Genomic DNA, 25759 nt, shown 5'->3' on the forward strand with positions numbered 1-25759 from the left:
CGATCAGGTGCAGGCGGGGGAGGATTCGCCGCCGAGGAGGAGGCTTTCGCAGACCCAGTTGGTGTCTAGGCGCCAGGTGTTGTCGTGGGCGGTGAAGGGGATGACCATGGGGCGTTTGCTGTCGGGGGAGCTGACTGTTGTGGTGGCGAGGAGGGTGGTGCCGTCGAAATCGGTGAGCTTGTCTACTCGGAATGTCATGGAGTATCCGGCGTAGACCTTCGCGAGCTTGGTGATCAGCTCGGGGTCTTTGTCGTCGGCTGCGACGCGCAAGGTTTTTTGGGTGGGCGCGAGCGTGGTGTCGAAGGCCTGCTGCAGGTGGGTGCTCAGGTCCGCGGGAGCGGGCAGTTGCGGGGACGGAATCGTGGGTGTCGGCCGGTCGCCGGGTAGCGATTCCGGGTACAGCTGCTCGACGATGGAACCCCAGATGTCGGACGCGGTGATGCGCAGGAGGGTGGGCGGAACCGTGTACTGGTTGACCGCGACCGCGACGGCGGCCCCGGTGTCCGGGAGGTAACCGACGTGCGTGGTGTACCCGAGCACGCCGCCCGCGTGACCGAGCCACGGGCCGAAGCGCTGCAGTCCGAGGCCGTAGTCGAAGGGAGCGCCGCCCGCGGTTCCGCTGGTGAATTGCTGTCTGGCCTGCGAGGTTTCGGGCTTCAGCAGGTCACCCTTGGCGAGCAGGGGCGCGTAGGTGGCGAGGTCGGAGATCGTCGAGACCATCGTGCCCGCGGCGCCGAAGATCGCCGGACTGTTGCGGCTGGTGACATTCGTGGCGGCGTCGTCGAAGTAGGTGTAGCCCTGGCTTGCGGGCGAAGGGATGGTGGCATCGACGGGGTAGGAGGTTTCCTGAAGCCCGTGTGCTCGCGCGAGCTCGTCGAGGACCTCGTGCACCGGCTTGCCGATCACCTTCTCCAGCACCAGACCGAGCAGGACGAATTCGGAGTTGGAGTATTCCGTGTTGGTGCGTGGCGGTTTGGCGTGCTCCGGGTGCGCGGTGATCGCGCGCAGCCGATCGCCGTCGCGCCATTCGCCCGGTGTCTTCGTTACCAGCTGAGCGGCGAAATCGCTGTCGCCAACCAGATCCCAGACGCCGCCGCGCATGCCGAGCAGATCGCGCAGGGTGATGGTGTCGCCGTTGGGCACGCCGGGCACGTATTTACTCAGCACATCGTCGAGCGCAAGCTTGCCTTCGTCGGCGGCCCGGAGGATCGCGGTCGCGGTGAATGTTTTGGTGATGCTGCCGATTCGGACGTGATCGTCGACGGTCATCGGACGTCCGGTCGCTAGATCGGCGACGCCGTACGCCTGGGTGTAGGTGCCGCGGCCGGGGGCGTGCACGGTAACCAGCGCACCCGGAATCAAGCCCGCGTCCATGTTCTTGCGGACGGTCTCATCGATCTTGCTCTTCGCGTCCGCCGGAAAGGAGACGGCGCAGCTGTCACCGGACCCGCATTCATCAGGAGCGCAGCCGACCAGCACGGTGGCGACCACCGCGACGGCGAGCGCACCGGCACCGGCGCGCACGCGCCGAGCGAAGGTGTTACTGCCGAGCATATTTCGATCCCCGCGTTCTGCGAATCTGCACATCTGTGTACCGGCGGAGCTACCGGTCGCGTTTACCGACGAAGCGTGGAGAGGGGCGGACCTGTCTGCCACCAGTCCGCGTGGCGTCGCACACCGGGACCAGGCGTGCCCGTCAGCGCGGGTGCCGCCTGGTCCGGGTGCGACCGTGGTCAGCTGCCGAAGCGAGCCAGGACGGCCGAGGCCTCCTGGGAGGCGGTGCCTTCCTTGGCGAGATGCGCCATGGCGGGGGCGATTTCGCGGCCGTGGAAGGCCATTGCCTGCGTGTACAGGCGGCCCGCGCGGTACGAGGAGCGGACCAGCGGTCCGGCCATCACTCCGGCGAAGCCGATTTCCTCGGCCATCTTCGAGTGCTCGACGAACTCCTCCGGCTTCACCCAGCGATCGACGGGATGGTGCCGGGGGGATGGGCGCAGGTACTGGGTGATGGTGAGGATGTCGCAGCCTGCTTCGTGCAGGTCGCGCATGGCCTGGGTGACCTCTTCCGGGGTCTCACCCATGCCGAGAATCAGGTTGGACTTGGTGACCAGGCCTGCCTCGCGCGCCGCGGTGAGCACGGAGAGGGAGCGCTCGTAGCGGAAGGCGGGGCGGATGCGCTTGAAGATGCGCGGCACCGTTTCCAGGTTGTGCGCCAGCACTTCCGGGCGCGACGAGAACACCTCGGCCAGCTGGTCGGGGTCGGCGTTGAAGTCCGGGATGAGCAGCTCGACGCCGGTGTTCGGGTTGAGTTGCTTGATGGCGCGCACGGTTTCGGCGTAGAGCCAGGCGCCGCCGTCGTCCAGATCGTCGCGGGCGACGCCGGTGATGGTCGAGTAGCGCAGACCCATCGCCTGCACGCTCTCGGCGACCCGGCGCGGCTCGTCCCGATCGAGTGCGGCCGGTTTGCCGGTGTCGATCTGGCAGAAGTCGCAGCGGCGGGTGCACTGCTCGCCGCCGATCAGGAAGGTGGCCTCACGGTCTTCCCAGCATTCGAAGATGTTGGGACAGCCCGCCTCCTCACACACCGTGTGCAAGCCCTCGCGTTTGACGAGGCCCTTGAGCTCGGAATACTCCGGGCCCATCTTGGCCTTCGTACGAATCCATTGAGGCTTGCGCTCGATCGGGGTCTCCGCGTTGCGCGCCTCGATGCGTAGCAGTTTGCGTCCTGCCGGTGCTTGAGCTGAGGTCACTAGATCGACATTACGCCTACCGGGTTGCGCGCTCGCCGCCCCTCCTGCCGGTGTGACGCGCGCTATACCGGCCCGCCGTCACTCGACCGTCTCGGGCCGCGGCAGAGCCGACGGCTGGCGCACATCGTGGTCGGTCACCGGGAGCTCACCGTTCAGTGCTCTGGCGATCGCGTCGGCGACGAGCGGCTTCACTTCCGCCACCGTCACCTCGCGACCGAGCTCGCGCGTCAGCGTGGTCACGCCGGCATCGCGGATGCCGCAGGGCACGATCGCCTGGAAGCCGTCCATGGCGGAATTGCAGTTGAGCGAGATGCCGTGCAGCGCAACGCCCCGCTGCACCCGCACACCGATCGCGGCGATCTTGCGCTCGGCGAACAGGTCGGTCGCGGGCAGCCAGACACCGGAGCGGCCCTCGATCCGGCCGCAGCCGAGACCGAGATCGGTGCAGACGGTGATCAGGGCTTCCTCGAGGCGGCGCACGTAGTGGACGACGTCCACCGGCTCGGCGAGCCGCACGATCGGGTAGCCGACGAGCTGGCCGGGTCCGTGCCAGGTGATCTTGCCGCCGCGGTCCACCTCGACCACCGGGCTGCCATCGATCGGCAGATCCTCGGCCTCGGTCCGGCGGCCCGCCGTGTAGACCGAGGGGTGCTCGAGCAGCAGCAGGCGATCGGATCCGATGCCTTGGGCCCGCTCGGCGGCGATGGTCCGCTGCCGATCCCAGGCGCTGTGGTAGTCGATGAGTCCGAGATCCTCGACCACGATCGGGGTCGTATCGAATCGGGCGGACCACGTGGTGCGCGTGTCGTTCACGTCCTTGACGGTACGCCGGGCGGGTTCTGCTGATCCAGCAGTGTCCTGTGGTGAGTGCCACAGGTTAGCGGGGGCGGCGGGCTAGCGCGCGTGCACGGGCAGCATCAGCTGCATGAGCGTCAGATCCATCCAACGCCCGAACTTGTGGCCGACCTCGGGGAACTCGCCGACGGTCCGGAAGCCGAAGCGCTCGTGCAGCTGGATCGACCCGGAGTTACCCGATTCGATGCCCGCGATGATCGCGTGCACGTCGCCGGACCGCCGCGCCCGTTCGATCAGCTCGGTGAGCAGGGCGGTAGCGATGCCGCGGCGCTGGAAGCGTTCGTCGACGTACACCGAATTCTCCACGGTGAAGCGGTAACCCGCCTTGGGCCGCCACGGACCGTAGCTTGCGTAGCCCGCTACCACACCGTCGATCTCGGCCACCAGGATCGGCAGGCCAGCGGCGGTGCGCTCCTCGAACCAGGCGAGGCGATCGTCGAGGCCGACCTGCTCCAGATCCCAAATCGCGGTGGAGGTGGCGATATTCGCGTTGTGGATCGCCAGGATGGCGGGCAGGTCGTCGCGGTGCGCGTCCCGGATGAGGGTGTCGGTGCGGGTGTCGAGTTGGTCGGTCATCGATCGTCTCCGGGTCGTCCCACCGTCGCGGCCAGTGCGGCGCCGATGGTGGGGTGTTGGAACTCATAGCCCGCCTCCTCGAGGGCCGTGGGTATTGCGCGCGGGCCGCGCAGAATCGCCTCCTGCGCGAATTCACCGATCAGGGCCCGCAGCGCGAAGGCCGGGACCACCAGCGGCGTCGGCCGGTGCAGGGACCGGCCGAGCGCGCGGCTGAACTCGGCGTTGGTGACCGGTGCCGGGCCGACCACATTGACCGGGCCGGTGAGGGTGTCGTGGCCGAGCGCGAAGACGATCGCGCCGACCTCGTCGGCCAGGGAGATCCACGGCGTGTACTGGCGTCCACTGCCGAGGCGGCCACCGAGGCCGAGCGAATACAGCGGGTGCAGCATGCTGAGCAGGCCACCGTGCCGGGACAGCACGACGGCGCTGCGCAATAGCACCGTACGCACGCCCGCGTCGGCGGCCGGGCGAGCCGCGGCCTCCCAGTCGCCGCACAGCGTGGCGAGGAAACCCGAACCGGCGGGCGAGGTTTCGTCCACCACCCGGTCGCCGGTGTCGCCGCCGTAGTAGTGCACGCCGCTGGCATTCAGCAATGTCGGCACACCCGCTTTGACGACCGCATCGGCCAGCACGTCGGTCGGGGTGATCCGGCTGTCGCGCAGCTCCTGTTTGAAGCCGCCGTTCCAGCGGCGCCGCCCGATGCTCGCGCCGCACAGGTTTACTACCGCGTCCGCGCCGCGCAGTGCCCGCTCGTCCAGTTCGGCACGGACGGGGTCCCAGGCGAATTCGTCCGGGCCCGCCGCCCGCCTGCGTACCAGGCGGGCGACGTCGTGCCCGTCGCGGCGCAGTGCCGCGACGAGCGCTGTCCCGATCAGTCCGGACGAACCGGCGATCACGACCTTCATGCGAGCATGATGACCTTCCTGCGGTGTCCGGCCCGCGGTCAGAGGCCGAGGTCGGCCTCGAACGCCGCTTCCTCGAGCCGGTGCCGGATCGTGGTGAGGAAACGCCCCGCGTCGGCGCCGTCGATCAGGCGGTGGTCGTAGGTGAGCGGCAGGTAGCACATCGAACGGACGCCGATGGACTCACCGCCGGTCTCGTCGGTGACCACCACCGGGCGCTTGACGATCGCACCCGTGCCGAGCATGCCCGCCTGCGGCGGAAGCAGGATCGGGGTGTCGAACAGGGCGCCCTGGCTGCCGATGTTGGTGATGGTGAAGGTGCCACCGGCCAGCTCGTCCGGCTTCAGGCCACCGTTGCGCGCGCGGTTGGCGATGTCGGCGATGGCGCGTGCCAGGCCGGCCAGCGACAGGTCGCTCGCGTTGTGGATCACCGGGGAGAGCAGGCCCTGCTCGGTGTCCACGGCGATGCCGAGGTGCACCGCGGCGTGGTAGGTGACTTCCTTGGACGAGTCGTCGTAGCTGGCGTTGACGTTCGGGTGCACGCCGAGCGCCTCGACGACGGCCTTGGCGAAGAACGGCAGGAACGTCAGGTTGACGCCCTCGCGCTCCTTGAACGCCGCCTTGGCCTGGGCGCGCAGCGCCGCGATCTTGGTGATGTCGGCCTCGTGCACCTGGGTCAGCTGTGCGGTGGTGCGCAGCGATTCCAGGGTCTTGGTCGCGGTGATCTGACGGATGCGGTTCGCCTTCTGCACGGTGCCGCGCAGGTGTGCCAGCTGCGGGCGCGCGGCCGCGGGGGCGGCCGGTGCCTTCTTGGCGGCGGGCGCGGCCGGAGCGGCGGCTGCCGGGGCCGGTGCCTTCTTGGCCTCGGCGGCGGCGAGCACGTCCTGCTTGCGGATGCGTCCGCCGACACCGGAACCGGTGAGCGAGGACAGGTCGACGCCGTTCTCGTCGGCCAGCTTGCGGACGAGCGGGGTGACGTACGGGGTGGCGCCGTTGCCGCCGGAATCCGTCTCGGTGGCGGTGGCGGCGGGAGCCTTGGCCGCGGCGGGCGCCGGAGCCTTGGGTGCCGCGGGCTTGGCGGCCGGTTCCGGCGCGGGACCCTGCTTGGGCTCAGGGGCTGCTTCCTGCTTGGGCTCAGGCTTGGGTTCCGGCTTCGGCTTGGGCGCGGGCGCCTGCTCGGCCTTCGCGGGGGAGCCGCTGCCGATCACGCCGAGCTGTCCACCCACAGCGACGACATCGTCTTCCTGCGCGGTGATTTCGAGCAGCTTGCCCGCGACCGGGGAGGGGATTTCGGTGTCGACCTTGTCGGTGGAGACCTCGAGCAGCGGCTCGTCGACGGCGACGTCGTCACCGACGGCCTTGAGCCACCGGGTCACGGTGCCCTCGGTGACCGACTCGCCCAGTTCGGGCATCTTCACCGGGGTGCCGTCGCCGGACGACGCGGGCGCGGCTTCGGCGGCGGGGGCCTTGGCCGGTTCTTCCTGAGCGGCGGGTTCCGGCTCGGGTTCGGCGGCAGGCGCTTCCTCGGCGGGAGCTTCCTGTGCGGGCGCCTCGGCTTCGGGGGCGGGAGCCGAGCTGGACTCGGACGCCTCACCGGCCTCGCTGATCACACCGAGCTCGCCACCGACCTCGACCACATCATCTTCTTGGGCGACGATCTTCGACAGCACGCCCGCCTGGGGGGACGGGATTTCGGTGTCGACCTTGTCGGTGGAGACCTCGAGCAGCGGCTCGTCGACCTCGACCGTGTCTCCTTCCTGCTTCAGCCACCGGGTGACCGTTCCCTCGGTGACGCTCTCACCAAGAGCTGGCATCTGGACGGAGAAGGCCATGTCCTCTGACTCCTCTGACTGCTCGACGGGTTTCTACAACAGTTGATCTCTCGGCGGACACCCGTCGCGGGTTGCGGCGCGAGTCCGAAAGCCACCGATCATTGTGCGTGGCACCGGAGATCTGTGTGGTTCTTGTACCGCGATCCATCCTTGCACTCGTCCGTGCGGCGCGTAGCACAAGGGCAGTGAACTTAATTGACCTGGCAAGATGGGGAGACCGGCGCGAGCGATGCGCCGGGGTTGGAAAGGAGGTGCGCGTCGTTGGGTTTGCTGGATCGTTTCCGAGGCGGCGCGGCCCGGGGTGGTGGCGCGGGACGTGCGGTTTCCGGGGGTCGCGATGACGCCCGCTATCTCGCCGAGTGGGTACGCACGCACACCGGCGTCGAAGGCTATCTGGAGCCGAAAACAACCGTGACCGATGTCACTGTTGTGCTGATCGCCGCTGACGGCGAGTGGACCCGCCGGATCGTCGGCGAGCGCGGGGCACAGCGGCTTGCCAAGGATTTGCGGATTCCGGTCTACGACGTCGGCAAGACCGGATATCCACAACGGATGCGCGACTACGACGCTCGCAAGCGCATCGAACGGCAACGCGCGTTCGAAGCCGAACTCCGCGACCTGTAGGCGTTGCGAGGCTCGCGGTACCCGGTCGGCATCGCCCGTAGGCGGAGTCCCGCGCACCGATTGGCGTGGTGCGCAGCGGCTTGCCGTTGAGCGCGCCGGGGCGTCGGCTGGAACGTGTGCGGGGCTAGGTGGTCGGTGAGTGCGCCGTCCGGGGCGCAGGGCTCCGGACGGCGCGTGCGGCTTATTCCGCTGCGATGTCCTCGATGACGGCGATGAGGGTGCGGACCGGGACGCCGGTGCCGCCCTTGCCGATGTAGCCGAACGGACCGCCGGTGTTGTAGGCCGGGCCCGCGACGTCCAGGTGGGCCCACTGGACGCCCTCCGGGACGAACTCCTTCAGGAACAGTCCGGCTGCGAGCATGCCGCCCCACCGGTGCGGGGTGACGTTGGCCAGGTCGGCGATCTTGGAGTTCAGATCGGCGCGCAGTTCGGCGGGCAGCGGCATGGCCCAGCCGTTTTCGCCGATCTCGCGGGAGATCCGGGCGACCCGGTCGCGGAACTCGTCGGTGCCCATCACGCCCGGGGTGCGGGTGCCGAGTGCCACCAGCTGGGCGCCGGTCAGGGTGGCGACGTCGATCAGGTAGTCGGGCTCGTCCTCGCTCGCCCGCACCATCGCGTCGGCCAGGATGAGGCGGCCCTCGGCGTCGGTGTTGAGCACCTCGACGGTGGTGCCGCCGTACTGGGTGAGCACGTCACCCGGGCGCTGCGCGGTGGCCGACGGCATGTTCTCCGCCATCGGAACGGTCGCGGTGACGGTGACCGGCAGGCTCAGCCGGGCGGCGAGCAAGGTGGCGGCGACGACCGCGGCGGCGCCCGCCATGTCCGAGGTCATGTTCTCCATGTTCTGCGCGGGCTTGATGGAGATGCCGCCGGTGTCGAAGGTGATGCCCTTGCCGACCAGCGCGACCTTCTTCGGTCCGCCCGAGTAGGTGATCCGGACCAGCCGCGGCGGCCGCGAGGAACCCTTGCCCACGCCGAGCACGCCGCCGTAACCGCCTGCCTCCAGGGCATTTTCGTCGAGCACCTCGACTTCCAGCCCGGCCGCCTCGGCCAGTTCCTGCGCGCGGGAAGCGAATTCGGCGGGGTAGAGGTGGCTGGGCGGGGTGTTGACGAAATCCCGTGCGGTAGCGACGGCTTCGGCGATCAGCTGCGCGCGGAACAATTCTTCCGCACCGAATTCCGGCTCGGGCACGAGCAATTCGACCTTGACCACCGGGCGCTCGTCCGGCTTCGGTGCGGACTTGTCCGACTTGAACGGCGTGAACGTGTAGGCGCCGAGGTAGAAACCCTCCGCGGCGGCGCCGAGGTCGAGACCCGACAGCGTGGTCACCACGAGTTCGGTGCCGGACAGCGAGCGGGCGGCGACGCCGGCGGAGCGGCGGATCTGCTCGGCGTCGATCTTGTCGGCGGCGCCGAGGCCGACCGCGAGCACGCTCGTCACACCGTCGAGGGCGGCGGGGGCGGGGACCCTGGTCAGTTCCTCGGCCTTGCCCTTCGCGCCGACCGCGCCGAGCTGGTCCAGCAGTTCCGCCCGGATCTCCGCGGTGAGTACGTCGCCGAACAGGTCCTCGGGCACGATGGCGGGACCGTTCTCGGACGAGGTCAATCCGAGGACGAGCACATCGGTGTCCGCGCCGATGGTCTGCGTGCGGGCGAGTTCCGGTCCGAGTGAGCGATCTGCAACAGCGGTCATGGCCACAGGTTACTGGGCTGCCGGATCGCTATTCCGTCGAGGAGCAGCGCGAGTCCGGCCTGCATCAATCGATCGAAATCCAGCTCGGGTCCGGGCGGGCCATCGGCGAACAGGCGGTGCAGGACGGGTCGGATGGCCGGGTCGATCTGCTCGGTGAAGTCGGCGGGTAGGTCGCGCGGTCCGGGGGTGCGGATCCGGTCGGCGCGTTCCGAGCTCCACAGCAAGGCCAGGCCCTGAACCAAGCCGGAGAACGACAGGTAGATCGCGAGCATGGCCTCCCGGCTCAGGCCGCGCTCGTCCAAGGCGGCGAAGGAGCGTTCGAGGATGTCCAAGAGTGCGGGACCCACCGGTGGGCGGGTGCGTGCCAGGATCGGCAGCATCCACGGGTGGCGCTGGTACAGAGCCCATTCCTCGCGAGCCTCGTGTTCGAGTCTGGCCCGCCAGTCGGCGAGTTCGGTAGCGGGCGGGCGGATTTCGGCGAGCACCAGTTCGGCCATTTCGCCGAGCAGTGCTTCGCGATCGGGGAAATGGCGGTACAGCGCGGCGGTGGCCGCGCCGAGCTCGCTGGCCAGGCGACGCATGGACAGCCCGTCGATGCCGTCGCGGTCGGCCAGGTCGACGGCGGCGCGCAGGATGCCGATCGTGGTGAGCCGGGTCGGGCGGACGGTGCGCGGTGGCGGGGTCACTTCGTCGCGGCGAGCCCGATAGGCGCGTGCCTGGCAGGAGCGTGAACAGTACCGGCGCTTGCGGCCGCGGGACGGCTGGGCAAGGGCGCTTCCACAGAGCTCGCACGTCATGCCGGGCCTCCATTTCGACACACGAACACGTGTGACGAAATTCTAGCAACGCCTGTGTGGGGTACCTAGATTGGCGAGGGCACACAGTGTTCACTTCGGGAAAGGTCAACGGATGGAGCTCACAGTTCGGCAGGCGAGCGAGCAGGATCGCGACGCCGTCATCGAGGCGTTCGGTGTGGCCAGCGTGGACGAGGCGGTCACCGCGTGGGTATTGGCGGGATATCCCGTCGACGAGTTCCGTCCCCGGTACGTGCCCGCCCTCATCGACCGCGCGTTGCGCGACGACGAGATCTGGCTCGCGGGCACGGGTTCGGAGATCTGGGCGGTGTCGGTCTGGCAGCAGGTGAGTTCGGTGGAACGCTTCGAGGCCGAAGCGGTGGAGGCGCGGGCGACGGCCGACGGTGCTCCGGACGTTCGTCCGCTGCAACGCGTGGCCACGGTTACCGACCTGCTGGCGCGGGAGCATCCTCGGGAATTCCCGCACCGCTACCTTCAGGTGATCGTCACCGTGCCGGAGCATCGCGGGAAAGGTGCGGGCGGCGCGATTGTCACCGACCGGGTGAAGGCGGCGTCGGAGGCCGGGGTACCGGCATTCCTCGAGGCGAGTACGGAACGTTCGGCCCGGCTGTACACCCGGTGCGGATTCGCTCGCACCACTGTCACGCACACGTTGCCCGAGGGTGGGCCCACGCTGATCCCGATGTGGTTCCGCGGCTGATTCGCAGCGGTGCCGTCTGAGCACCCAGACGGCACCGCTCAGGGAGCGGGCCCGGAGTGCGGGCTCGGCGGATAAGCTCGCCGGGTGACCGATTCGAACCTGCTGCAAGGCCCTATTCATGGTGTACACGTCGAACTGGGGGCGACTTTCGCGCCGTTCGGCGGGTGGGAAATGCCCGTCTCGTATGCGGGGACGGTGGCCGAACATCAGTCGGTCCGCAGCACGGTCGGACTGTTCGACGTCAGCCATCTCGGCAAGGCGACGGTGCGGGGTGCGGGCGCCGCGGCATTCGTGAACTCGGCGCTCACCAACGACCTCGGCCGGATCCGGCCGGGCAAGGCGCAGTACACGCTGTGCTGCGCGCCCGACGGCGGCGTGATCGATGACCTGATCGCCTACTACGTGAGCGACGACGAGATCTTCTTGGTGCCCAATGCCGCCAACACCGCGGCGGTGGTCGCGGAGCTACAGAAGGTGGCGCCCGAGGGCATCACGGTGACCGATGAGCACCGCGAGTACGGCGTGTTCGCGGTGCAGGGTCCGCGCTCGACCGAGGTGCTCGCGGCGCTCGGGCTGCCGACCGAAATGGAATACATGGCCTACACCGACGCCGAATGGGACGGGCGTCCGGTGCGCGTCTGCCGCACCGGCTACACCGGCGAACACGGCTACGAGCTGCTGCCCCGCTGGGCCGACGCCGAGCCGCTGTTCCGTGCGCTCATCGAGCAGGTGCGCGCCGCCGACGGCCAGGCCGCGGGCCTCGGCGCCCGCGACACATTGCGCACCGAAATGGGCTACCCGCTGCACGGCCACGAACTGTCCCTGGAGATCTCCCCGGTGCAGGCCCGCACCGGCTGGGCCGTCGGCTGGAAGAAGCCGGAATTCTGGGGCAAAGCCGCTTTGGAACAGGAGAAGTCGGCAGGCCCCCGCCGCACCCTGCTCGGCCTCAAGGCCCTCGACCGCGGCGTCCTCCGCCAAGGCCAGACCATCCTGCGCGACGGCGAACCCGTCGGCGAAACCACCTCCGGCACCTTCTCACCCACCCTCAAAATCGGCATCGCCCTCGCCCTGCTCGACACCGAAGCAGGCATCGAGCCCGGCACCGAGGTCGAGGTAGACGTCCGAGGCCGCCGCCTCCGTTGCGAGGTCATCCGCCCGCCGTTCGTGGAGACCAATACGAAGTAGGCGCGCACCACGCCGTGGAGGGTGCGCGGCTTGCCGGAACCTCTGCGGGATCCACACCGAGCGGCGTGCCCGCATCTTCTTGCGGCATCGTGTGGGTCGCAGGGAGCCCGCATCTTCTTGCGGCATCGTGTGGGTCGCAGGGAGCCCGCGCCTTCTTGCGGCATCGTGCGGTGTCGTAGTAGGCCCGCATGTTCTTTGGGCATCGCGCGCGGCCTCGTGGAGGGCTCGTACCTTCTAGCGGCAGTGTGCGGCGTCCAGGTGCCGCACCTGTTTCTGGCGGCATCGCGCAGCCTCGTGGAGGTCCCGCATACCTTCATGCGGCATGTGCGGCGTCGCAGAGCTTCTGGCGGCTTCGTCCGGCATCGCAGAACCTGCGCACCTTCTCGAGGGGGCGCGGCGTGTTGCGCGGCAGGTCCGTGCGCGGGACCGCTGAGGGTGCGCCCGCTGAGGATGCGCGGGATCGCTGAAGGTGCGCGGGACTGCAGGGTGGCTGTTCCAGCGGGCTCGCGGCGCGGTGGACTGTCGCGAACGCGCGTGCTGCGCGGCAGGTCGATGTGCGGGATCGCTGATGCTCGGCACGCGGGGGTGCGCGGGACTGCGGGGGTGCGCGGGACTGCGGAGGGTGCGCGGAACTGCGGGAGGGTGCGGGACTGACGGGGGTGCCGGGGACTGCGGAGGCTGTTCCAGCGGGGCTTGCGGTCTGGTGTCGCGGAACGCGGCGTGTCGCGCGGGAGGTTAAGGCGTGGCGGGTGATCGGGTGGGCAGGGTGCGAACTGTGCGGTGTGGTTTCCTGCGGCGAATTGGGGCGCACGATGCAAATTGATGCCCGAGGGGTGGTGGGGACGGGAAGTTCTGCGGTGGGGTGGCCGATCGGGCGCAAAGCTGGAAACCGGCCCGGATAGGATCAGGCACATGACCGTTGCTGCACAGTTTGCCCGTGTCCCGCATCCCGCGCCCGCCCCGGCGCAGCGGCGACAAGAGGTACTGGCGGCGCCCGGGTTCGGGCGGTTCTTCACCGACCACATGGTTTCGATCGACTACACCGACGGCGAGTGGACCAACGCACGCGTCGAGCCGTACGGCCCGCTTCCCCTCGACCCCGCGACGATGGTCTTCCACTACGGCCAAGCCATCTTCGAGGGACTGAAGGCGTACCGGCACAACGACGGCAGCGTCGCCTGCTTCCGCATCGACGCGAACGCCGCGCGGTTCCGCCGGTCCGCCCGCCGGATGGCGATGGCCGAGTTGCCCGAAGAACTGTTCATCGAGTCCGTGCGTCAGCTGCTCGAGGTGGACCGCGATTGGGTGCCCGCGGCGGGCGGGGAGGAATCGCTGTACCTGCGGCCCTTCATGTTCGCCACCGAGGCCGGGCTCGGCGTGAAGCCCGCCTCCGGATACAAGTACCTCCTCATGGCCTCCCCGGCCGGCGCCTACTTCCCCCGCGGCGTGAAGCCGGTGCGGGTGTGGTTGTCGACCGAATACGTGCGCGCCGCACCCGGCGGCACCGGCGAGGCCAAAGTCGCGGGCAACTACGCCGCCTCTCTGCTCGCGCAGGCGGAGGCGACGGAGAAGGGCTGCGACCAGGTGGTCTGGCTGGACGCGTGCGAGCGCCGCTACGTCGAGGAGATGGGCACCAACAACCTGTTCTTCGTCTTCGGCTCCGGCTCCGAGGCGCGCCTGGTCACCCCCGAGCTGTCCGGTGCGCTGCTGCCCGGCATCACCCGTGACTCGCTGCTCACCCTGGCCGCCGACTCCGGTTTCGTCGTCGAAGAGCGCAAGGTCTCGGTCGAGGAATGGCGCAAGGGCGCCGAATCCGGGGAAATCACCGAGGTTTTCGCGTGCGGCACCGCCGCCGTGATCACCCCCGTCGGCTGGGTCCGCTCCGCCGACGGCGAATTCACCATCGGCGGCGGCGAGCCCGGCGAGGTCACCATGGCCCTGCGCGACACTCTCACCGGCATCCAGCGCGGCACCTTCGCCGATATCCACGGGTGGATGCGCACCATGTAGCCGGCGAGTGGCACACCATCGCGCCTCGCATGGTGTGCCACTCGACTCAGCTGGGCATGAACATGTGCCATTCGTCGAGGGTTTTGGGACGCAGGACGTAGTTGTTGTCCCGGACAGTGGAGAGTGGGGCGTGCGGGTCCTGGGAATACCAGTGGCCGGGGTAGACGACCGGGTCGCCGGGTAAGTCGGCCAAGTAGCGCAGGCTGCGGAACATCTCGTCGGAGTCGCCGCCGGGGAAGTCGGTGCGGCCGCAGCCGTCGACGAACAGGGTGTCGCCTGCGATGAGCCGGTTGTCGAAGAGGAAGCATTGGCTGCCCGGCGTGTGGCCGGGGGTGTGCAGCAATTCGATGTCGAAGGCGCCGACGCTGACCTTGTCGCCGTGTTCGTGGCCGGTGAGCTCGCTCGGCGCGATGCCGGTGACGTTGGCGACCCAGGAAAGCTCCTGAGCGTTGATATGCACTGGGACGCTTGTCTTTTCGAGCAATTCGCGCACGCCGCGCAGGGTGAACCCGAGCATTGTTCCACCCACATGGTCCGGATGATGATGGGTGGCGAGCACCCCGGTCAGCCGCAGCCCGTCCCCCTCGGCGATATCCACCAGATCACCCGCCGCGTACGCCGGATCGACCACCAGACACTCACCGGTTTCCTGATCGCCGATCAGATACGCGAAATTTCGCATCTGCGTCGCAATCGGATCGCCGACGGCGTAGTCCCTTCCCGACAACAGCTGGCGAAAATACAGGCGCTCAGAAGACATACCGCACACCTTATTGCCCGACCCAGACGATCCGCGCGCCGCAACCGCAAATCCCTCGCCAACCCCCCACCCCAAATCCGGAAGCCACCACAAGCAAGCCCCCAACCAAGATCAACGGGACACGGCTGAGGCGAAGTGCGAGTGGGGCTCGGTGGTGTCCCGTTGATCAAGCGGGTGGGGGTTAGGGGGTGAGGGAGAGGGTGGCTGCGGTTAGGGCGGTGGTTAGTTCGATGGTGGCGCCTAGGGTGTCGCCGGTGAGGCCGCCGAATCGGCGGGTGGTGTGGTGGGTGAGGACGGTGGATGCGGCCAGGGCGAGAAGGATGGTGAGGGGGCCCAGCCAGCGGTGGTCGGGGGTGGCGAGAAAGGCGGCGGCTAGGGCTGCGGTGGACCATGCTGCGGCGATGAGGGGGTGCTGGGTGCCTGCGACGAGGGCGCCGAAGGTGGTTTCGGGGGCGGCTTCGATGCCCTTGCGACAGGCGAGCACTACTGCGATGCGGCCGACCGTGACCGCGAGGGCGACGGCGAACCAGCGGTCCGTCTCGGCCAGTGCGGCGAACGAGAACGCTTGGATGCCAATGGAGAACACGATGGCGGCGACACCGAAGGGGCCCGCGCCGCCGCTCTTCATGATCTGCCTGGCCCGCTCGGGCGGACCGTAACTGCCGAGCCCGTCCATCGTGTCGGCGAGCCCGTCGAGATGCATGCCACGCGTGATCAACGCCAGCGCCCCGACCACAAGCAGCCCGGCAAGCAGCGAACTGGCCCCGACCCAGACCAGCACCCACAGCAGTCCGGCCGCCCCCGCCCCCAACAGCACACCGACCAACGGCGCCAACGCAATCGCCCGTCCGGCTACCGCACGGTCCACACTCACCGGCCCACGCACCGGCAAGACGGTGAGCCAGGACATCGCGAGCCGCAAGCCATTCATCTCTGCGGACCTGGCTCCGGAGCTGACGGCCGGTCGCTCATTTCCGCAAATCCGGCGCTGCCGGGGGAGCGTCCGCGGGGACGGTCAGGTCGACGTTGTCGGCGGTGTCGGTATCGGCGGTGCTGACGCCCGCGTCGGCGAAGGTGGACATTTCGGCGAGGGTGGCTACCGCGGCGCGGAGGATGGGCAGGGCGGTGAGTGCACCGGACCCTTCGCCGAGGCGCATATCGAGGTCCAGCAGCGGGTCCAGGCGGAGACGTTGCAGGGCCAGGTTGTGGGCGGGCTCGGTGGAGCGGTGACCGGCCAGCCACCACGCGGAGGCGCCCGCGGCAAGGTCTTCGGCCACCATGGCGGCGGCGGTGACGACCACGCCGTCCAGGATGACCGGGGTGCGCCGGGTGGCGGCCTGGGCGAGGAACGCGGTGAGGGCGGCGAAGTCGGCGCCCGCCGCGACGCGCAACAGTTCGACCGGGTCCTTGACGACCGGGCGGGCTCGGCGCATGGCATCGCGGATCGCGGCGACCTTGCGCGCCCAGCCCGCGTCGTCCACGCCGGTGCCGCGGCCGACGGCGGCAACGGGTTCGGTGTCGGTGAGCGTTGCGATGAGCGCCGTCGCGGGGGTGGTGTTGCCGATGCCCATGTCACCCGCGATGAGCAGGTCGGCGCCCGCGTCGATCTCCTCGTCGGCGATCGCCTTGCCTGCCGCGAGCGCGGCCTGGATCTCCTCGGTGGTGAGCGCGTCCTCGCGGTCGATGGATCCGCTGGAGCGGCGCACCTTGTGCTCGGCGACCAGCGGATCGGTGTCGGCATCGACGGAAATATCCGCGACCCGGACGGTCGCCCCCGCGACGGCGGCGAGCGCGTTCACCGCCGCACCGCCGCCGAGGAAGTTCGCGACCATCTGCGCGGTGACCTCGCTCGGATAAGCCGAAACTCCATGTCGCGCAATGCCGTGATCCCCGGCGAACACCACCACCCTGGCTCGCTCGAACTGCTTCGGCGGGCACACACCCTGACACGCTGCCACCCAGTTGCCGAGCTCCTCCAACCGCCCGAGCGCCCCACCCGGTTTGGTCAACTGCGCCTGCCGCCGCTCGGCCGCCACCCGAACCTGCGCGTCCGGAGGCGCAACCGGTCCAAATCCGTGTGTCACTATCGAGCCTTTCCGGTCAGGACGGTCCATACACTCATACGCCGCCCAATCTTGCCCGCCGCGGACATCGCTGCGCACATCAGCCGTCCCGACCCGCCGGTGGGCGCGTGGTTCGTCGCACGTCGCACAGCTGTCCAAGAGTGCGCCGCGGCTGAGTTAGCACAGTTTGCGGCGGCACAGGTGTCCGCTGCCTTTGCGGAGTGTGCCGCGGCCGGGCGAGCAGGCTGGCAGGTGGCGTGTGGCGGCCAGTGCAGACGTGTGGCCCCTCGCACACGCCTGCGGCCTGTCGGGCTGTGCAGCAGGCTGCCACCTATGCAACGTGCCACGCAGGGTGCAAGTGCTGACTCTGGATGGTGAGGTTGGGCGGATGCGTATCCGTGCCGATTCACTTGAGGCGCAAGGGGAGTCCGGCTACGACGAGGAACGCTTCATCGCAAACCTGCGCGAGACGTTGGTTGAGAGTGCCGATTTCGTCGCGGAAGAGGCGGCCGGAGCGGGTGGCGGGGATGATGCCCATGCCGACCTCGGGGCTCACGATGATCAGCCGGTGTGGGTAGGCGGCCACGGCGGCAACCAGGGCGTCAGCCTCGGGGGAGACGGTGCCGCGCGGGGATTCCCAGGCATCGCGGGCGTCGATGCAAGCGGTGAGCCAGGTGCCAATGTCATCGATCAGCGTCGTGCCCTCCGGCGCCGGGGCGCTGAGCACGGCTGCCGGGTCGGCACTTTCGACCACCGCCCAGTCGGCGGGTCTGCGGTCGCGGTGCGTCGCGATGCGTGCGGCGAAGTCGAGGTCGGCGGGATCAGGAATCGAGGTCGCGAGATACCGAACCGGACCGGTCGCCGCACCGGCCAACTCCTCGGCATAAGCCGATTTCCCCGACCGGGCACCACCGAGCACGAGGGTCCGGCGCGACGAGTCACTGTGCGACACGTCAGCACGGTATCAATACCCGCTCCAGCCGACCCGGGTGTACGCCTGTGCGGAGGGTTGGCCGCCGAGCTCTGCGTCGCGCAGCAGCTCACGTGGGCATAGCCGCGGCTCGCTCCGCCGGGCCAGGGCCCACTGCCTGCCGACTTGCCGAGCGGGCACCCATTGCTCCGACGGGCCGGACCAGTGACGCGGCCGCGCTAGGCGGGCGTCTCCACCACCTCCGGGGAAGCCCCGAAACGCCGTCGGTATTCCGTGGGCGCGATGCCGACGAGACGCTGGAAGTGGTGGCGGAGCAGGGCTCCGGAGCCGAATCCGGCGCGGGCGGCGATTTGTTCGAGGCCGAGGTCGGTTTCTTCGAGGAGGTGTTTGGTGAGCAGGACGCGCTGGTTGGTCAACCACTTCACCGGGGTGGTGCCGGTTTCGGCGGCGAAGCGGCGGGCGAAGGTGCGGGTGGACATGTTGGACCGCGCGGCGAGGTCTTCGATGGTGTGCGGGAGGTCGAGGTTCTCGTTCATCCACTGCAGGGTGGAAATGAGGCTGTCGGAGGTGCAGGTGGCGACGGGGCGCTCGATGAATTGACGCTGCCCACCGTCGCGCTGCGGTGGCACGACCATCCGCCGCGCGATCGCATTGGCCACGGCGCTGCCGAGTTCGCGACGGACCAGGTGCAGGCAGGCGTCGATGCCCGCGGCGGTGCCCGCGCTGGTGATCAGGTCCCCTTCGTCGACGAACAGCACATCGGGGTCGACGGTCGCTTCGGGGTACAGCTCGGCGAGCTCGTCCACATAGCTCCAGTGTGTGGTGCATTTGCGCCCGTTCAGCAGCCCGGCCGCGCCCGCAAGGAAGGCACCTGAGCACACGGTGAGCACCGTCGCCCCCGCCGCCGCGGCGTCCCGGACGGCGTCGACGATGCGCGGATCGAATCCGGTTTTCGCCGAGGCGGCCGGGATGGCGACCAGGTCCGCCGTCGCGAGCTCTTCGAGGCCGTATTGCGGGGTCAGGCTGATGCCCGGCGTGTTGGAGTGCAGCGGCTTGCCCGGTTCGGCACTGCAGACCCGGAAATCGAAGCTCGGCAGCCCGTCGGCACTTCGGTCGAGGCCGAAAACCTCGCAGACGACCCCGAATTCGAACATGGCCATGCGCTCGGACAGTACGACGGCGACCTTCGACAGCATGCGCCCAGTATATGGCTGGATCTTTGCGAACTATGACAGTACTGCCACTTTCGGCGGTAACTCACCGGGCGCAAAATTACTGCCATGATTACTTTTCTGATCGTCATGGCAGTCATCGTCGGTTTCGCCGTCCTGGTGAGCTACTACTCCCCGGCCGCCGGTTCGTCCAACGTCATCGACCGTGACGCGCAGCGCACGCAGGCCGACCTGTCGGCGCTGCTCGGCCGAACCTCCAACATCTGATCCCCATGCCCCCGCCACCGAAAGCGGCCCGGCTCGTATCCACGAGCCGGGCCGCAATCATGTGCGGGGGACTAGACCGCCTCGCCGGGCTTGACCCGCGGCTTGGGCGCCCGCATCTTGCGGATCTGCGAGGCCCGCACGAACGCGTACCAACCGAGCTTGTAACCGGTGTCGGTGGTGTCCGGGAAACGCTCCCTGACCCGGTTGTTCACGATCCGCCCGAGCAGGAAGCCCTCGGCGATCATGAAGGCCATCATCACCAGCATCGCCAGCGTGACGATCGTCTGCAGCGCGGGTGCGACGAACATCGACATGATCAGCACGAGCGCCATCGGCATGAACAAGCCGACCAGGTTGCGCCTGCCGTCGACGATGTCCCGGACGAACGCCCGCACCGGACCCTGATCGCGCGGCAGCAGGTACTTCTCCTCGCCGGCGAGCATGCGGTTACGGCGATCCGCAACCGCCGCCTTCCGCTCGGCGGAGGCTTGTTTGCGCTCCTGCCGAGTGCCGCGGGTGGCCTTGCGCCGGGCGCGGGCCTCCTTCGCGGTGAGTGGTGCCGGAGCTACCGGGCCACGGCGCTTGCCTTGTGCGTCACGGCGTTTCGGAGTGGGACGGCCCTTGCCCGCGGTGGCGGTGACCGCCGTGCGAGTGGAGCCCGCGGCCGAGTCACCGTCCGCGACCGCCGTCTGATCGGCGGTCGCGTCGGTGGTGCTGGACTCGCCGCGACGGAACAATTTCACATGGACCAGGCTATTCGATGGATTACCCGGCGGGAAACGCGGTCCGATTCGCGCAGGTCTGGTGGCTGCCCGGCAGGTGTGAGGCGAGTCACCCCCGCCCAGAAAAGACGGGTCACGTGCGCGGAGTCCGGCTAGCGCCGGATTGGACGGAGGGTGCGTGTTCCTCGAGCCGCGGTGGTGGCAAGATGGGGAATAGCAGCCCGCCGAGTGGTGTTGACCGACACGACCCGTGCGCTGTTCACGGGTCGACGACAGGTTCCTCGAGGAGAGTTCATGACTGTGCAGAACGAGACCGCCACCGACACCCATGGTGTGGTGCTGACCGACGCTGCCGCCAGCAAGGCGAAGGCGCTGCTGGACCAGGAGGGTCGCGACGACCTGGCGCTGCGGATCGCCGTGCAGCCGGGTGGTTGTGCCGGCCTGCGGTACCAGCTCTTCTTCGACGACCGCTCGCTCGACGGCGACCTCACTGTCGACTTCGGCGGCGTCAAGCTGGCCGTCGACCGGATGAGTGCCCCGTACGTGCAGGGCGCGTCCATCGACTTCGTCGACACCATCGAGAAGCAGGGCTTCACCATCGACAACCCGAACGCCACCGGCTCCTGCGCCTGCGGCGATTCCTTCAACTGATCGAACCGTCCGCCGCTCCGGAAGCGGGACGAACCGCGTAAACAGCCCTCCCCACGTGACATCCGATCACGTGGGGTTGCGCGTTTTCGGGTCCCCGCCGTCGATCTCGCGGCCCGCGCCGCGGTGCTGAGCGCTCGGCGGCCCGGCTCGAGATTGGTACGGTAATGCTGGGACTTGTCCCGGTCTTCACTGCCTGCCACCTACCGTTGAAGGGCTCAGCCTCGTGTCCATCGCCGTTTCCGCGTCCATTGCCACCGACCACCTCATGCGTTTCTCCGGACGGTTCGCCGACGCACTGCTGGCCGATCAGCTCGACCACGTGTCGCTGAGCTTCCTCGTCGACGACCTGCAGATCCGCCGCGGCGGTGTGGCGGGCAACATCGCTTACGCCATGGGGCTTTTGAACCGCACGCCCCTGCTGGTCGGTGCCGTCGGCGCCGACTTCGCCGAGTACCGCCAGTGGCTGGAAGCGCACGGCGTCGACTGCTCCGGCGTGCTGGTCTCCAGCCGCGCGCACACCGCGCGCTTCGTCTGCACCACCGACGACGACATGGCCCAGATCGCGTCGTTCTACCCCGGCGCGATGAGCGAGGCCCGCGACATCTCCATTGCCGAACTCGCCCAGGCACATTCGCTGGAGCTCGTGCTGGTCGGCGCCAACGACCCCGACGCGATGCTGCGGCACACCGCGCAATGCCGCGAGCTCGGCATCCCGTTCGCCGCCGACCCGTCCCAGCAGCTGGCCCGCCTCGACGGCGAACAGGCCATCCAGCTGATCGACGGCGCCGCATACCTTTTCACCAACAAGTACGAATGGGCGCTGCTGCTGCAGAAGACCGGCCTCACCGAGGACGAAATCGCGCAGCGCGTCGGTATCCGAGTGACCACGCTCAGCGAGAACGGCGTGCACATCGTCGATCGCGACGGCACCGAGATCACCGTCGGCGTGGTCCCGGAGACCAAGAAGGTCGAGCCGACCGGCGTCGGTGACGCGTTCCGCGCGGGCTTCCTCACCGGCCACACCGCGGGCCTCAGCCTGGAGCGCTCGGCCCAGCTGGGTTCCCTCATCGCCGTCCTGGTCCTGGAAACCATGGGCACCCAGGAATGGACCCTCAACAAGGAAACCGCCCTCGAACGCCTGGCCGGCGCCTACGGCCCCGAAGCCGCCGCCGACATCAAGCCTCTGCTCTGAGCCGGTAACCGCCCCTTGGACGCGCAAGTGCCCCTCAGCCGAAAAGCTGAGGGGCGCTTATACGTCGACTACAGCGAGACCGGGTAGACCGGCTCCTGGATTTCGGGCTTGATGCGGTCTTCCACGAAGATGCCGTGCCAGACCATGAAGACCAGCAGGGTCCACAGGCGGCGGCTGTGGTCGGCGGTGCCCGCGCGGTGAGCGAGGAGCATGTCGGTGATCGCGGCCTTGTTCAGCAGGTGGTCGGTCTGCGATTCGAGGATCTGCTGGTGGGCCCAGTCGTAGAGTTCGGTGCCGCGCAACCAGTGTCGCAGCGGGACCGGGAAACCGAGCTTGGCGCGATGCAGCACGTGCGGCGGGACGATGCCCTCGAGTGCCTGGCGCAGCGCGTATTTCGTGGTTTCCTTGGTGATCTTCTGCTCGAACGGCAGCCCCTCGGCCACCTTCAGCACCTCGGAATCCAGGAACGGCACCCGCAATTCGAGCGAGTTGGCCATGGTCATCTTGTCGGCCTTGACCAGGATGTCGCCGCGCAACCAGGTGAACAGGTCGAGATGTTGCATGCGGGCCACCGGATCCCAGCCGCGCGACTGCGCGTAGATCGGCGCGGTCACGTCCTGGTGGGTCCACTCGGGGCGGAATTCGCGCAGCACGGAACGCAATTGGGCATCGCTGAAGCTGCGTGCGTTGCCGTAGTAGCGCTCCTCCAGACTGAGCGAGCCGCGGTGCAGCAAGCTCTTGCCGCGGGTGCCGTCCGGAATGCGCTCGGAGAGCTTGCCCGCCAGCTTGCGCAGCCCACCGGGCAGATACTCGAAGGGCTTGAGCGACAACGGCTCCCGGTAGATGGTGTACCCACCGAACAGCTCGTCGGCGCCCTCGCCGGACAGCACGACCTTGACGTGCTTGCGCGCTTCCTTCGCCACGAAGTACAGCGGCACCAGCGCCGGATCGGCGACGGGATCGTCGAGGTACCAGACGATTTCGGGAATCGCCGAAGCGAACTCGGCGGGCGAGACCACCTTCACGATGTGCCGCGCACCGATCGCCGCCGCGCTCTCGGCGGCCACGTCGACCTCGGAGTAGCCCTCGCGCTCGAATCCGGTGGTGAACGTGATCAGCTTCGGGTTGTGCCGCATGGCCAGCGCCGCGACCGCGGTGGAGTCGATGCCGCCGGACAGGAACGACCCGACGGTCACGTCGGCGCGCATGTGCTTGGCGACGGAATCTTCCAGCGCCTCGGCGATTTCGCGGTAACGCGCGGCAGCCGAATCCGGTGCGAACGGGCGCACCTTGAACTGCGGGTGGAAATACCGGGTGATCTCGGGCGTTTCGCCGAGGCCGACGGTCGCGTAGCTACCGGATTCGAGCCGCCGAATGTCCTTGTGCAGCGTCTCGGCCTCCGGCACGTACTGCAGCACGGTGTAGTGCTCCAGCGCGCGCGGATCCAGCGCGTCGGTCAGCCCGAGCGGGGACAGCAGTTCCAGCAAACTCTTCTTCTCGCTGCCGAACGCGGTACCGCCCGGCCCGGTGGCCAGGAACAGCGGCTTGATGCCGAACGGGTCCCGCGCCAGGAAAAGCTTCTTGGTCTCGGTGTCCCAGATCGCGAACGCGAACATGCCGCGCAACCGCCGCACCGCGTCCGGTCCCCAGTAGTGGAACGCCGCGACGACGGCCTCGCCGTCGCCCTCGGTCCGGAAGATCGGGTCGTCGCCGAACTCCGCGCTGTGCGCCTCGGCCAGTTCCTCGCGGAGTTCGATGTAGTTGTAGATCTCGCCGTTGAAGGCCAGCGCGTAGCGCTCCCGGTTCTCCGGCGGGCCCCAGCGCAGCGGTTGGTGCGAGTGTTCGATGTCGATGATCGACAGGCGGTTGAAGCCGAAGATCAGGTGATCGTCGTGCCAGGTGCCGCGTTCGTCGGGGCCGCGGTGCCGGACGCAGTGCAGCGCGTCGTACACCTGCTCCACCACGCCAGGTGCTGCCTCGTCAGATGTCAGAAACCCGAGCAGTCCACACACGGCGTCGGCAACCTCGTTTCTCCGGTCGGGACGCCGCCGAATACCGGGGCGTCCGAATGTCTTGCGGGGGCGGTGCGCGGTGTCTGTCGCGAGCGGTCGATCCGGGACGTGCCGGGGCCTGCCCTCGCGGAGAGCACAGCGGCCGAAATGTTCTGTCCGAGTATGCCGCACCCGCCCCCTTCGCGCGTCGCGCGCACCCTGTCCAGGGCTTTTGCGGATGGCGGCGCAGGTGACCGGTATCCCGCACGCTATCGGCACCCGGGCCCGCACGCTATCGGCGGAGTGTCGAATGCGACCCGACGACGAACAGGGCGCCCGTTTGGTCTACGCTGCGTAGTACTCAGGCCATTCTCAGGCGGCGCACGCGCTCGACCGGGGACGGGTCTGACATGTGCTTAGAACGTATCGCCGGGGCGGTCGCAGCCCAGGCGGTGCAAATGTCGGAATGTGTGGCGACCAGGAAGGCGTGAGCGTGGCGCACAAGGCGAGCGAAGAGATCGGGGCACGACCGGCCCGGGGTCGGCAGGGTGGCCGCATCCTTCGGCGGGCCGGGCTGGCGGTGTCCCTCGGGATCACCGCGGTGCTCGTCTCGGGCTGCTCGATCGACAATGTTTGGCTGCGGTTCGGCTGGCCCTCGGGTGTCACGCCGCAGGCGACCCGGATGCGGGAGCTGTGGACCTGGTCGATCGTCGCCGCCCTGCTGATGGGCGTGCTGGTCTGGGGTCTGACCTTCTGGACCGTCGCCTTCCACCGCAAGAAGCCGGACTCCCCGGAGTTCCCCCGGCAGACCGGGTACAACGTGCCGCTGGAGCTGACCTACACGGCGGTGCCGTTCGTCATCATCGCGGTGCTGTTCTACTTCACCGTCGTCGTGCAGAACTACGTGCACGAGAAGGTCGACAACCCGGACGTCACCGTCGACGTGACCGCCTTCCAGTGGAACTGGAAGTTCGGCTACCGCAACGTGGACTTCAAGGACGGCTACCGGTTCGACGGCATCGACACCACGCGTGAGGCGTCGAACCAGGAGCAGCTGGAGGAGTACAAGGAGGCGACCAAGGACGGTCACCCCCAGCCGGGTCCGCTGCACGGCAAGCCCGCCAACGACATCCTCTCCTACCTGCACTACGACACGGTCGAGACCATCGGGTCCAGCTCGGAGGTGCCGATCCTGGTGCTGCCGACCAACAAGGTGATCGAGTTCCAGCTCGCCGCCGCCGACGTGGTGCACGCCTTCTGGGTGCCGGAGTTCCTGTTCAAGCGCGACGTGATGCCGAACCCGAAGGAAAACCACTCGGACAACGTCTTCCAGATCACGAAGATCGAGAAGGAAGGCGCGTTCGTCGGCCGCTGCGCGGAAATGTGCGGCACCTTCCACTCGATGATGAACTTCGAGGTACGCGCGGTTTCGCCGGACAAGTTCACCAGGTACCTGGACGCGCGCAAGGCTGGCAGGACCAATGCCGAAGCGCTCGAATCCATCGGTGAGTCGCCGGTCGCCACGTCGACCCGGCCGTTCAACACCGAGCGCACGACCAAGACCGCGGCCGAGGCAAAGTAAGGGACTGATCTGATATGAAGATCGAAGCGCGGATTTTCGAACTGCTGACGGTGTTCTTCATCATCGTTGCGGTTGTCTACGGCTTCTTCACCGGCCAGTCCCGCACCGGCGTGGAATGGGCGGGCACCACCGCGACCGTGCTGACCGCCGGTCTGTCGTTGATCATCGGCACCTACTTCCGCTTCGTCGCGCGTCGCCTCGACCTGCGTCCGGAAGACTACGAGGACGCCGAGATCGTCGATGGCGCAGGCGATCTTGGCTTCTTCTCGCCCGGCAGCTTCTGGCCCATCACGCTGGCCGCGGCGGGCTCCATCACCGCCCTCGGCCTGGCCTTCTTCCAGTTCTGGTTGATCGGCCTCGGTGTGGTGTGTGTGCTGATCGCCGCCGCGGGTCTCGTCTTCGAGTACTACCTGGGTCCCGAACGGCACTGAGCTACCGCACGAAAGCCCCCTCCGCAGCCGCTGAGGGGGCTTTCGCCGTTTTGTG

General features: G+C 68.4%; 24 protein-coding genes. 9 read left to right on the plus strand and 15 right to left on the minus strand.

The genetic code is table 11. The features are described 5' to 3' along the window. Nucleotides 1-3: 3 nt before the first annotated feature. The 6 genes from KV110_RS11275 to sucB form a co-directional block, all read right to left on the minus strand. Complete coding sequence (locus KV110_RS11275; RefSeq protein WP_218475715.1) at nucleotides 4-1554, minus strand: serine hydrolase domain-containing protein; 1551 nt, start codon at nucleotides 1552-1554, stop codon at nucleotides 4-6. A 179-nt stretch (nucleotides 1555-1733) separates the two neighbouring features. Then, entirely contained in the window at nucleotides 1734-2750 is a 1017-nt protein-coding gene (lipA, locus tag KV110_RS11280; RefSeq protein WP_218475717.1) for a lipoyl synthase, read from the minus strand. A 78-nt stretch (nucleotides 2751-2828) separates the two neighbouring features. Then, nucleotides 2829-3563: a lipoyl(octanoyl) transferase LipB gene (gene lipB, locus KV110_RS11285; RefSeq protein ID WP_218475719.1), complete on the minus strand. Its 735-nt coding sequence runs from the start codon at nucleotides 3561-3563 to the stop codon at nucleotides 2829-2831. An 81-nt stretch (nucleotides 3564-3644) separates the two neighbouring features. Further along, nucleotides 3645-4181: a GNAT family N-acetyltransferase gene (locus KV110_RS11290; RefSeq protein ID WP_218475720.1), complete on the minus strand. Its 537-nt coding sequence runs from the start codon at nucleotides 4179-4181 to the stop codon at nucleotides 3645-3647. Further along, nucleotides 4178-5086, minus strand: coding sequence for a TIGR01777 family oxidoreductase (locus KV110_RS11295; protein WP_218475722.1), 909 nt, complete (start codon nucleotides 5084-5086; stop codon nucleotides 4178-4180). Before KV110_RS11295 ends, KV110_RS11290 begins: the two co-directional genes overlap by 4 nt. A 38-nt stretch (nucleotides 5087-5124) precedes the next feature. Continuing rightward, a complete protein-coding gene (gene sucB / locus KV110_RS11300; protein ID WP_218475724.1) occupies nucleotides 5125-6915 on the minus strand; it encodes a 2-oxoglutarate dehydrogenase, E2 component, dihydrolipoamide succinyltransferase in 1791 nt (596 codons plus the stop codon). Nucleotides 6916-7176: 261 nt separating this feature from the next. Between sucB and KV110_RS11305 the strand changes: the two genes are divergently transcribed. Next, a complete protein-coding gene (locus KV110_RS11305) occupies nucleotides 7177-7539 on the plus strand; it encodes an oxidoreductase (RefSeq protein WP_218475726.1) in 363 nt (120 codons plus the stop codon). Between the two features lie 181 nt (nucleotides 7540-7720). Here the strand turns inward: KV110_RS11305 and KV110_RS11310 are convergent, their stop codons facing one another. Together KV110_RS11310 and KV110_RS11315 are read right to left on the minus strand one after the other, a co-directional pair. Further along, the gene (locus tag KV110_RS11310) at nucleotides 7721-9232 is read right to left on the minus strand and encodes a leucyl aminopeptidase (protein WP_218475728.1); all 1512 of its coding nucleotides are present in this window, start codon (nucleotides 9230-9232) and stop codon (nucleotides 7721-7723) included. Further along, a complete protein-coding gene (locus KV110_RS11315) occupies nucleotides 9229-10029 on the minus strand; it encodes a TetR/AcrR family transcriptional regulator C-terminal domain-containing protein (protein WP_218475730.1) in 801 nt (266 codons plus the stop codon). The genes KV110_RS11310 and KV110_RS11315 overlap by 4 nt, the downstream gene beginning before the upstream one ends. A gap of 112 nt (nucleotides 10030-10141) precedes the next feature. Here KV110_RS11315 and KV110_RS11320 point away from each other — a divergent pair, with 112 nt between their 5' ends. The 3 genes from KV110_RS11320 to KV110_RS11330 all read left to right on the plus strand — a co-directional run bounded on the left by KV110_RS11320 (nucleotide 10142) and on the right by KV110_RS11330 (nucleotide 13942). Continuing rightward, the gene (locus KV110_RS11320) at nucleotides 10142-10747 is read left to right on the plus strand and encodes a GNAT family N-acetyltransferase (protein ID WP_218475732.1); all 606 of its coding nucleotides are present in this window, start codon (nucleotides 10142-10144) and stop codon (nucleotides 10745-10747) included. An 84-nt stretch (nucleotides 10748-10831) separates the two neighbouring features. Then, entirely contained in the window at nucleotides 10832-11932 is a 1101-nt protein-coding gene (gcvT, locus tag KV110_RS11325) for a glycine cleavage system aminomethyltransferase GcvT (RefSeq protein WP_218475734.1), read from the plus strand. Nucleotides 11933-12844: 912 nt separating this feature from the next. Further along, on the plus strand, nucleotides 12845-13942 hold the full coding sequence (locus KV110_RS11330; protein ID WP_218475736.1) for a branched-chain amino acid aminotransferase: 1098 nt from the start codon (nucleotides 12845-12847) through the stop codon (nucleotides 13940-13942). Between the two features lie 46 nt (nucleotides 13943-13988). Here the strand turns inward: KV110_RS11330 and KV110_RS11335 are convergent, their stop codons facing one another. From KV110_RS11335 to KV110_RS11355, 5 genes are all read right to left on the minus strand, one after another. After that, on the minus strand, nucleotides 13989-14702 hold the full coding sequence (locus KV110_RS11335) for an MBL fold metallo-hydrolase (RefSeq protein WP_218475738.1): 714 nt from the start codon (nucleotides 14700-14702) through the stop codon (nucleotides 13989-13991). A 181-nt stretch (nucleotides 14703-14883) separates the two neighbouring features. After that, on the minus strand, nucleotides 14884-15633 hold the full coding sequence (locus KV110_RS11340) for an adenosylcobinamide-GDP ribazoletransferase (protein WP_218475739.1): 750 nt from the start codon (nucleotides 15631-15633) through the stop codon (nucleotides 14884-14886). A gap of 37 nt (nucleotides 15634-15670) precedes the next feature. Beyond that, nucleotides 15671-16816, minus strand: a complete 1146-nt coding sequence (cobT, locus tag KV110_RS11345; RefSeq protein WP_218475741.1) for a nicotinate-nucleotide--dimethylbenzimidazole phosphoribosyltransferase — start codon at nucleotides 16814-16816, stop codon at nucleotides 15671-15673. A gap of 355 nt (nucleotides 16817-17171) precedes the next feature. After that, a complete protein-coding gene (gene cobU, locus KV110_RS11350) occupies nucleotides 17172-17717 on the minus strand; it encodes a bifunctional adenosylcobinamide kinase/adenosylcobinamide-phosphate guanylyltransferase (protein WP_218475743.1) in 546 nt (181 codons plus the stop codon). Between the two features lie 197 nt (nucleotides 17718-17914). Next, entirely contained in the window at nucleotides 17915-18892 is a 978-nt protein-coding gene (locus KV110_RS11355) for a helix-turn-helix domain-containing protein (RefSeq protein ID WP_218475745.1), read from the minus strand. An 84-nt stretch (nucleotides 18893-18976) separates the two neighbouring features. Between KV110_RS11355 and KV110_RS11360 the strand changes: the two genes are divergently transcribed. Further along, the gene (locus KV110_RS11360) at nucleotides 18977-19135 is read left to right on the plus strand and encodes a hypothetical protein (RefSeq protein ID WP_218475747.1); all 159 of its coding nucleotides are present in this window, start codon (nucleotides 18977-18979) and stop codon (nucleotides 19133-19135) included. A 71-nt stretch (nucleotides 19136-19206) separates the two neighbouring features. Here the strand turns inward: KV110_RS11360 and KV110_RS11365 are convergent, their stop codons facing one another. Next, on the minus strand, nucleotides 19207-19878 hold the full coding sequence (locus KV110_RS11365; protein WP_218475749.1) for a DUF3043 domain-containing protein: 672 nt from the start codon (nucleotides 19876-19878) through the stop codon (nucleotides 19207-19209). Between the two features lie 273 nt (nucleotides 19879-20151). On the opposite strand from KV110_RS11365, the gene KV110_RS11370 reads away from it, so the two are divergent. Next, a complete protein-coding gene (locus tag KV110_RS11370; protein WP_218475751.1) occupies nucleotides 20152-20508 on the plus strand; it encodes a HesB/IscA family protein in 357 nt (118 codons plus the stop codon). Between the two features lie 223 nt (nucleotides 20509-20731). Then, nucleotides 20732-21700, plus strand: coding sequence for a carbohydrate kinase family protein (locus KV110_RS11375; protein WP_218475753.1), 969 nt, complete (start codon nucleotides 20732-20734; stop codon nucleotides 21698-21700). A gap of 68 nt (nucleotides 21701-21768) precedes the next feature. Here KV110_RS11375 and asnB read toward each other — a convergent pair whose 3' ends face one another. Then, nucleotides 21769-23712 (minus strand): asparagine synthase (glutamine-hydrolyzing), encoded by a 1944-nt coding sequence (asnB, locus tag KV110_RS11380; RefSeq protein ID WP_218475755.1) that lies wholly within the window; start codon nucleotides 23710-23712, stop codon nucleotides 21769-21771. A gap of 472 nt (nucleotides 23713-24184) precedes the next feature. Here asnB and ctaC point away from each other — a divergent pair, with 472 nt between their 5' ends. Beyond that, on the plus strand, nucleotides 24185-25273 hold the full coding sequence (ctaC, locus tag KV110_RS11385; protein ID WP_218475757.1) for an aa3-type cytochrome oxidase subunit II: 1089 nt from the start codon (nucleotides 24185-24187) through the stop codon (nucleotides 25271-25273). 14 nt (nucleotides 25274-25287) lie between these two features. Then, nucleotides 25288-25704 (plus strand): cytochrome c oxidase subunit 4, encoded by a 417-nt coding sequence (locus tag KV110_RS11390; RefSeq protein WP_218475759.1) that lies wholly within the window; start codon nucleotides 25288-25290, stop codon nucleotides 25702-25704. Nucleotides 25705-25759: the final 55 nt, after the last annotated feature.

Origin of the sequence: Nocardia iowensis (assembly GCF_019222765.1) — a bacterium.
In the GTDB taxonomy this organism is placed as follows: Bacteria; Actinomycetota; Actinomycetes; order Mycobacteriales; family Mycobacteriaceae; genus Nocardia; species Nocardia iowensis.

What these genes read in the sequence shown, in the direction of transcription:
- KV110_RS11275 (WP_218475715.1), bottom strand. Translation starts at nt 1,554, where the DNA reads ATGCTCGGCAGTAACACCTTCGCTCGGCGCGTGCGCGCCGGTGCCGGT.
- KV110_RS11290 (WP_218475720.1), bottom strand. Translation starts at nt 4,181, where the DNA reads ATGACCGACCAACTCGACACCCGCACCGACACCCTCATCCGGGACGCG.
- KV110_RS11295 (WP_218475722.1), bottom strand. Translation starts at nt 5,086, where the DNA reads ATGAAGGTCGTGATCGCCGGTTCGTCCGGACTGATCGGGACAGCGCTC.
- sucB (WP_218475724.1), bottom strand. Translation starts at nt 6,915, where the DNA reads ATGGCCTTCTCCGTCCAGATGCCAGCTCTTGGTGAGAGCGTCACCGAG.
- KV110_RS11310 (WP_218475728.1), bottom strand. Translation starts at nt 9,232, where the DNA reads ATGACCGCTGTTGCAGATCGCTCACTCGGACCGGAACTCGCCCGCACG.
- KV110_RS11315 (WP_218475730.1), bottom strand. Translation starts at nt 10,029, where the DNA reads ATGACGTGCGAGCTCTGTGGAAGCGCCCTTGCCCAGCCGTCCCGCGGC.
- KV110_RS11320 (WP_218475732.1), top strand. Translation starts at nt 10,142, where the DNA reads ATGGAGCTCACAGTTCGGCAGGCGAGCGAGCAGGATCGCGACGCCGTC.
- KV110_RS11330 (WP_218475736.1), top strand. Translation starts at nt 12,845, where the DNA reads ATGACCGTTGCTGCACAGTTTGCCCGTGTCCCGCATCCCGCGCCCGCC.
- KV110_RS11335 (WP_218475738.1), bottom strand. Translation starts at nt 14,702, where the DNA reads ATGTCTTCTGAGCGCCTGTATTTTCGCCAGCTGTTGTCGGGAAGGGAC.
- KV110_RS11340 (WP_218475739.1), bottom strand. Translation starts at nt 15,633, where the DNA reads ATGAATGGCTTGCGGCTCGCGATGTCCTGGCTCACCGTCTTGCCGGTG.
- cobT (WP_218475741.1), bottom strand. Translation starts at nt 16,816, where the DNA reads ATGGACCGTCCTGACCGGAAAGGCTCGATAGTGACACACGGATTTGGA.
- KV110_RS11355 (WP_218475745.1), bottom strand. Translation starts at nt 18,892, where the DNA reads ATGCTGTCGAAGGTCGCCGTCGTACTGTCCGAGCGCATGGCCATGTTC.
- KV110_RS11360 (WP_218475747.1), top strand. Translation starts at nt 18,977, where the DNA reads ATGATTACTTTTCTGATCGTCATGGCAGTCATCGTCGGTTTCGCCGTC.
- KV110_RS11370 (WP_218475751.1), top strand. Translation starts at nt 20,152, where the DNA reads ATGACTGTGCAGAACGAGACCGCCACCGACACCCATGGTGTGGTGCTG.
- KV110_RS11390 (WP_218475759.1), top strand. Translation starts at nt 25,288, where the DNA reads ATGAAGATCGAAGCGCGGATTTTCGAACTGCTGACGGTGTTCTTCATC.